The sequence below is a fragment of the Micromonospora inaquosa genome (genome assembly GCF_003857055.1).
Taxonomy (GTDB): domain Bacteria; phylum Actinomycetota; class Actinomycetes; order Mycobacteriales; family Micromonosporaceae; genus Micromonospora; species Micromonospora inaquosa.
Genome location: NZ_QGSZ01000071.1, coordinates 1 through 6,899 on the forward strand (window position 1 = coordinate 1; position 6,899 = coordinate 6,899).

General features: G+C 70.7%; 7 protein-coding genes. 6 read left to right on the top strand and 1 reads right to left on the bottom strand.

What is annotated here, in order from left to right; translation table 11 throughout:
* The first annotated feature begins 853 nt into the window (after window positions 1-853).
* The 4 genes from DLJ59_RS36175 to DLJ59_RS01075 all read left to right on the top strand — a co-directional run bounded on the left by DLJ59_RS36175 (window position 854) and on the right by DLJ59_RS01075 (window position 4,885).
* The gene (locus DLJ59_RS36175; RefSeq protein ID WP_158630760.1) at window positions 854-2,221 is read left to right on the top strand and encodes a hypothetical protein; all 1,368 of its coding nucleotides are present in this window, start codon (window positions 854-856) and stop codon (window positions 2,219-2,221) included.
* Window positions 2,222-2,297: 76 nt separating this feature from the next.
* A complete protein-coding gene (locus DLJ59_RS36180) occupies window positions 2,298-3,227 on the top strand; it encodes a DUF4192 domain-containing protein (protein ID WP_158630761.1) in 930 nt (309 codons plus the stop codon).
* Window positions 3,228-3,329: 102 nt separating this feature from the next.
* Window positions 3,330-3,845, top strand: a complete 516-nt coding sequence (locus tag DLJ59_RS01070; protein WP_124770651.1) for a hypothetical protein — start codon at window positions 3,330-3,332, stop codon at window positions 3,843-3,845.
* A complete protein-coding gene (locus DLJ59_RS01075) occupies window positions 3,842-4,885 on the top strand; it encodes a bifunctional DNA primase/polymerase (protein WP_124770652.1) in 1,044 nt (347 codons plus the stop codon). The genes DLJ59_RS01070 and DLJ59_RS01075 overlap by 4 nt, the downstream gene beginning before the upstream one ends.
* Here the strand turns inward: DLJ59_RS01075 and DLJ59_RS01080 are convergent.
* Window positions 4,863-5,129, bottom strand: coding sequence for a hypothetical protein (locus tag DLJ59_RS01080; RefSeq protein WP_124770653.1), 267 nt, complete (start codon window positions 5,127-5,129; stop codon window positions 4,863-4,865). The two genes, DLJ59_RS01075 and DLJ59_RS01080, sit on opposite strands and share 23 nt — an antisense overlap.
* 712 nt (window positions 5,130-5,841) lie before the next feature.
* Here DLJ59_RS01080 and DLJ59_RS01085 point away from each other — a divergent pair.
* Together DLJ59_RS01085 and DLJ59_RS01090 are read left to right on the top strand one after the other, a co-directional pair.
* Window positions 5,842-6,267 carry a single-stranded DNA-binding protein gene (locus DLJ59_RS01085; RefSeq protein WP_124770654.1) on the top strand — a complete coding sequence of 142 codons (426 nt, stop codon included), beginning with the start codon at window positions 5,842-5,844 and terminating at the stop codon, window positions 6,265-6,267.
* Window positions 6,268-6,348: 81 nt separating this feature from the next.
* On the top strand, window positions 6,349-6,795 hold the full coding sequence (locus tag DLJ59_RS01090; protein WP_124770655.1) for a single-stranded DNA-binding protein: 447 nt from the start codon (window positions 6,349-6,351) through the stop codon (window positions 6,793-6,795).
* Window positions 6,796-6,899 lie beyond the last annotated feature (104 nt).

Here is a 6,899-nt window from a genome sequence, read left to right on the forward strand (position 1 = left end):
GCCCTACCCCACCCACAGATCCACCACGAGACGGGACAGGTCCCGGACCAGTCCTCATCACCGCAGGACCGCGCCTGCACCGAGGCGGACCCCACGTTTGATTCAGGGCAGGCATTCCCGGCGCAGGTCCGCACCCGACCAGCTCCGGACGCTGCGCTATCCGCAGGGTCGGACCCGACAGCGCGGACGGCCCCGGCGCAGGACCGGACCGCGGTCGACAGGGACAGCAGTGAACAGGACCAAGGCCACGATCTCCCGGACCAGGTCAACGCCGAGCGGTCCTCGCAGCGGACGTCGATTCCGCCCTCCGGCTCAGGGGGCACTCCTGGGTCGTCGGCCGTCGAGACGAACGACCGGGTCGAGGTCCGGAGCGTCGGCGACAGCGGACCGGGACCACGAGAGACTCCCTCGACGGTTTCCGGCCCGCAGCACACGGAATCAGCCGGGCGCTCGACACGCCGGGACGGTGCCGGCCAGTTGCAGCCACGGTCGGTCCCCGACGTTACGGACCTGATGGACCCCGGACGTCGAGTCGCGGACCGCCTAAGCGCTCAAGGCGTGACGCTGTCCCGGTCGGTCCTGATCAAAGGGCTGCGCACCGATGGGGTCCGCGTTTCCACCGACCGTGCCACGGCTCTCCTCGCCGCACTCCGGGCTGACGAACCGTGACGGTCACGCCCGGGGCGAGCGTGGCGGGTCTGCTCGGTGACCACGCCGCGCACACCTGCAGCCGCGAGTTGCTCTGACCTTTGCGGCGGCGCCGTCGCTCCTGCCGGTTCGCGTCGAACGTCCATGAGTAGGCGGTCATTGACGACGAGCCGGTCCCACTCCGACCGAAGGATTTCTCACCCCGATGTCCCACTCCATCCCTCCCTCTGACGATCCACCCACCAGGCACCCGCCGGATGCCGCCGTCTGCCCGCCGGCCGATCTACGGCGGGAGATGGCGTGCCGCATCTGCCGCCGGATCCTGAACACCTACTTCGACGCGACCGGCCGGCTCCGGCACCTACACCCCGCCGCCCGCACCTCCTACGACCACGATCCGGACCCTGTGCCGAGCGCAGAAGTGGCGGGGGTAGCGCGGTCCTGCGATTTCTGCAGCGACCGATATCCCGTCTTCCGGCTCGACAGCGGCCCCGTACAGGCCCTCGCTCTCGGCGAGGACGACAGCAGCGTCCACGACTTCGGCACCACCTGGTCGGCGTGTATCACCTGCACTTTGCTCGCCCAGGCCAGCAAGAGCGAAGCCCTGACCCAGCGGGCGGTCACCCGGATGGAGTGGGCGGATCCGACGATCGCGGCCGAAGCCGTGCGCGCGATTCATGCCGGGGTCGTGGGGACCCTGCGGCCAGGGCGGACCCTGCTCACCGACGTCCACTGGCCCCACACCCCAGTCACGGCCACGGCGCTGCCGAAGGTCCGTGACCGGCTGACCGCGCTGCTTACCGGACCAGACCGCATGGACCTGCTGAAGGTCCGCCAGAGGCGGGACATCGCGGCGAGCTTGCAGGGTGGGCGGCTCTTCGCCGTTGACGACGAGTTCACCGACCTCGCCTGTACCGCGGCCACGGACCTCCCGGCGACAGTCCTCGACGTCGAAGACCTCCCCGCACCCCATGGGCTGCTCCTGTGGGCCAATCCGGTCGTCGGGGGTGTCTGCGCCGCATCGTGGGCCAGCACTGATCAAGGGATTCGGATCGTCTCCTACCGCGGTGTCGGTGGCTCGGCCGGCGTCGCCGATGGGTTGGCGGTGCAGGCGCTGCGGGAGCAGGTCGGCTGGCTCATCCCCGTCAGCCACCGCCTCCTCGTCCACGGCGAGGCGATCACTTGTGTTGACGGTGCTCTCGCGGTGCTGGCCGCGACGTGGCTGCTCATCGCGCAGCGCACCGGCGAAACCGTCTCCGTCGCGGCGGATCGGTCGATCCGTAAGGCGTACGAACGGACCCGGCGGCCCGCACCGGAGGTCCGGCTGGTCCGCATCCGCGGCCGGCAGGCCACCGGCTCGCGGGAGACCAGGCGGGGTGAGGCGCGGGAGCCGCAGGCGCAGCGGCGGTGGATCAGCGGCTACTGGCGCTCCCAGCCCCACGGTCCCGGGCGGGCGCTGCGAAAGGACGTCTACGTCATCGCCTACCTCCGCGGCCCCGCTGACGCGCCTATCGCGGCGAGCACCACTGTCCGGGTCCTCGCCGGTGAGCGGCGACGCCCGAAGCTGCAGTAGAGCGGCGTCCCCTGCCGTGGTCCGGGCGGCCATAGCAGGTCTCGTTTTCTACCCGTACTCGATCAAGGAGTTTGTCGTGTCTCATGTCCCCACCTTCACGGTACGGTCGCAGGCGGAGCTGCTGGGCCTGGTGCCCTACCTGCTGGGCTACCACCCCGAGCAGAGTCTCGTCGCGCTGTTCTTGAAGGCCGACCGGAGAGTCGCCGTCGCGGCCCGGGTCGACCTCGCCGCCCCGATGGCGCAGGTCGTCGAGGCCTTCCGCGACGTCGCCGATCGGACGGCGGCGCAGACCCTCGTCCTCGTCGGCTACGGCAACCGGGACGTCGCGCCAACGGTCACGGCGGCAGGTGACGCCCTGGCCGTGCACCTCACCGTCAGCCAGACACTCCTGGTGATCACCGACCGTTACTTCTGCCTCGACTGTCCCTGCGACGCCACCGAGGGTGTCAGCTTCGACGCGAAGGCGACCGCGACTGCCGCCCAGTCGACCGTTGAGGGCCTCGTCGCGCTACCGAGTCGCGACGCCCTGCTCGCGCTCACCGATCCCGACCCGGCACAACAGGCTGCGGTCGCCACAGCCATTGCCGCCCTTCAGCCCACCTCCGACGAGCCGGCGGCGCTGCGAGCGCTGCTCAACCGGGCCCGGAACGGCCACCGCCTCACCGTCGAGCAAGCCGCCCGCACGGCGATCCTGCTGACCGATCAGCACAACCGTGACACGGTACGGCGGGCCACGTCGGGGGCAATGTGGGAGCGGGATCTGTGGCTGGATCTGACCCGTCGCGTCCCCGGCGAGTACGTCACCGCCCCGGCAGGTCTCGCCGCCTGGTGCGCGTGGCAACTCGGCGACGAGACCCTCGCTCTCGCCGCGGCCCGGCGGGCACTCACCGTCGACCCACAGGACCGGATAAGCCGCATCGTGGCGCTCGCCGCCGGCAGGCACATACCCGCCCGCGACCTGGCCTTCCTCGGAGCCTGCGACTTCGACGCCGCGCGCGCCGAGTGACGCGTTCCCCGTCGCGCCTCCGCACAGCCAGCCCTCCGGTCCGAAGCAACCATGCCCCGACCTTGATCCATCCCGCCCGCACCACTGCCTCTGGAGTACCTCGTGACGCCGCAAGCTGCCCTGACCAACACCTGCCTGATGCAACGCCATCGCACCCCGACAGTCGCCGACGACGGGGATCTGCGTTCGCACCACACGACGAACGGACAGCAACACCCGGACACAGCGATCGTCGACGCGCTCACCGCATTCCTCAACCGTGAAGCCGAGCCATCCGGCGCAGACGCGTTGGAACTGATGAGCAGCCTCATCGACAGCAGCGGCCGGCCGCTGCTGGCCGAAACCTGGGACGTCAACGCCGCGGTCAGCGAGGACCGATACGGCGTCCCGACCGCCACGATCACCGCCGGTCCCGTCACCATCGCCGTCACCCCGGTCCCCGGCACCGCTGCGCCGCTCAGCGTCGCGATCGCAACGGAAAACGGCGAGTACGTCAGCCTCGACCTCACGGTCAACCAGCACCCCGTCCACCATCCCGCCGTCCTGGCGCCATGCCCGGCCTCGACAGATCCGTCGGGCCCGAACCGCGCCCATGACCACCAGAGGACGCTCCGATGACCACCCCGACCCAAGCCCACGGACCGACCGCCGCACCGGCCACCCAACCGCCCCCACCGCAGGACCTGCGATCCGAGCCCGTCCTCAACGTGGCCCTTCGTTACGCCACCGCCGGTATCCCCGTGATGCCCCTGCACACTCCCCAGCGTGCTGGTGGCTGTAGCTGCCGGCGGGCACTCGCCTGCCCGTCACCCGGCAAACACCCCAGGCTGCGGCACGGGCTGCGAGATGCCTCCACCGACCCCGCTCTCGTACGGCAATTGTGGACGAGGTGGCCCGACGCGAACATCGGCCTCGCCACCGGCAGCCTGCTCGACGTCTGCGACATCGACACCGCAGACGGACTCCGAACCGTCACGGCCATCCTCGACAACGCCCCCTCGAAGGGGCCTGTCGTACGAACCGGATCCGGGTGGCATCTCTGGTTCGCCGCGACCGGGCACGCCAACCGCGTCGGCGTCATACCCGGGGTGGACTGGCGTGGACGCGGTGGACTCGTCGTCGCACCGCCGTCGCTGCACCCCACCGGTCGCCGGTACACCTTCACCCAACAGTTCGACCGCGTCCTGCCAGACTGCCCACCAGCCCTACGGCGACTGCTGTCACCACCGCCGGCCCCAGTGCCCGAACCGGCTACGGCTATCCCGGGGCGGATCGACGACCCCGACCGGTACGGGCTCGCCGCCCTCAACGGCGAGATCGGCAGAATCCTCGCCGCACCCCGGCCGGTCATCCGCGGCGGACAGCGGATCACCGCTGGCGGCCGAAACACGGCCCTGCACCTCGCGGCATTCCGTCTCGGACAACTCGCCGCGCACGACGGGCTAGACGCACAGGTGGTGTGGCCCCGGCTCGCGGAAGCCGCGCGCACCGTCGGCCTGTCGGCTGCTGAGGCTCGTACGACGGTCGCCTCCGGCTGGCGAGCCGGACTACGCCGCCCCCGGGCAGTAACCCGGGGACGACAACCGCGCCGTGGGGGTACGAGCCCTCACCCAGGCCGCCGCCTTCGTCTTGCTGTCACCAGTCGTCCTTCGACATGAAGTCGTAGCCGCCGTTGTCGATCGTGTCTTCCATCGCCCGGACGGTCTCGTCGTCGCTCAACTCGGTCGCCGAGCTTCGGGCAGGCCGCGCCTCGGTACGCCGGGCCGCAGCCCGAGCAGCGTCGCTCTGCGACTGTCGACGACGGCGCTCCTCCTCCGGCAGTCCCGCCCAGCGCGTCACTTGGGCACGGGCGGCGTCGCTCTGACCCTGCCGGCTACGCCGCTCCTGCTCAGGCACATCCATGCGCGGTACGGCCGTCGACGGCGTTGCGCCATGTTCGTGTCGCGTGCGATCTGCGGCGCTCTGCGCCAGACGGCGGTCTCGCTCAGCCGGGGGTAGCTTCGCCCACCGAGGACGCACCTCACTCATCACCAAATCGTGACCGAACCAACACGACCAGTCCAGCACCCAGCGCTTACCAGTTGTTGAGTTCAACCACCCCGCCGCCGTATGTCATTGGGCGTCTGACTCGGCGCCCTGTGGACAGCAGCCAGACGCGGGCGGTCTGCTCGCGGTCAGCATCTCGCCCCGGAACAAGCGATCTGGCCACGACACGTTCGGACGGCGCTGGCGGGCGCAGAACGCCCCGCACATCGTTTGGCTCCGTCCAAGCGTGCCGTCAGCGCCCGAGCTCGGCAGCCGGCGAGGTCGGTACGACGTCCGGGCCCGACTGGTCGCGGATGACGCGCACTGGCGGTGCTGGTGTCCCGGGTGGCGGCCGGGTGTCCGCTGCTGAGGGACCCGAAGGTCAGCCCACCCGGGCCGCGGCCGCTAAGCCCCCTTCCAAAACATCTTGGCCCCTTGTCTCGCTCCGCTCGACGCCAAGATCTTTTGGCCGGTTGCTTGCACCCCGGCCCCAGGGCGGGCTCTGACCGGCCCCGTCAGCGCGGCACCCCGGCGCCCCGGTCACCCGACCGGCCCGCCCGCCGCACACCAAGCGACAGGGAGCACGGTCATGCTGTTCAACCTCACCTTCGAAGGCAACCTCGCCGACGAGCCCGAGCTGCGCGTCACCCCCTCCGGCAAGGCCGTCTGCAAGCTGCGGGTCGGCCACAACACCCGCCGCCGTAGCAACGGCGGTGAGTGGACCAACGGGCCGACGATGTGGGTCACCGTCACCTGCTGGGAGAGCCTCGCCGAACGGTGCGCCGAGCACCTGCGCAAGGGCGACACGGTCATCGTCGAGGCCCGCGACGACCTCTCCGTCTGGGCCTACCAGTCACCCAACAGCGACAAGCCGGCCGGGCAGTTGCAGGTCACCGCCGGCAACGTCGCGGTCTCGATGCGGTTCGCCGGAGCCCAGTCCGCCCGCACCGCCAAGGCCGAGCAGGTCGAGGACCCCTGGGCTGCCGACAACCGCGAGCTTGAGCCCGCCTTCTAGCCCTCACCGCAGGCGGGGCCGGCCGCACCGGCCGGCCCCGCCCATCACCCCTCACCCGACCTGACTGTCTGGAGCGTCGTCATGTCCCTGTTCACCTGCATCGTCGAGGGCCGGCTCACCGCCTCCCCGCAGACCGGCCACACCCGCGACGGCCGCGAGTACGTCCAGTTCCCGATCGTGCACCGCGACCGCTACCGCGACCACAGCGGCAAGTGGGTCGACACCCGCGCCATGTTCTTCGAGGTCATGTGCTGGGGCGACCTCGCCACCCGGGCCCGCAACCTCACCCGCGGCGACCAGGTCCTCGTCGAAGCCGGCCAACTCCTGCCCTACCTCAACGACTCCGACATGCCCAGCCTCAAAGTCCAGGCCCGCAACCTGTCGGTCTCCATGCGGTTCACCGACGCCCACGCTGGCACTGCGGTCAAGGCCCGCCGCGGCGACATCGTCACCACCCCCGACGGCGAGCAGTACGCCGCGCACCTCTACCCCGAGGTCACCACCGACCCACAGCTCCTACACCGCTGACCACCGCACCGGGCGGGCCGCTGACCACGGCCCGCCCGTGGCCCAGCCCATCCGCCAGTTCGAACACCGAGACCCCCGCCCGACGCCCCGGAGAACCTGTGAAG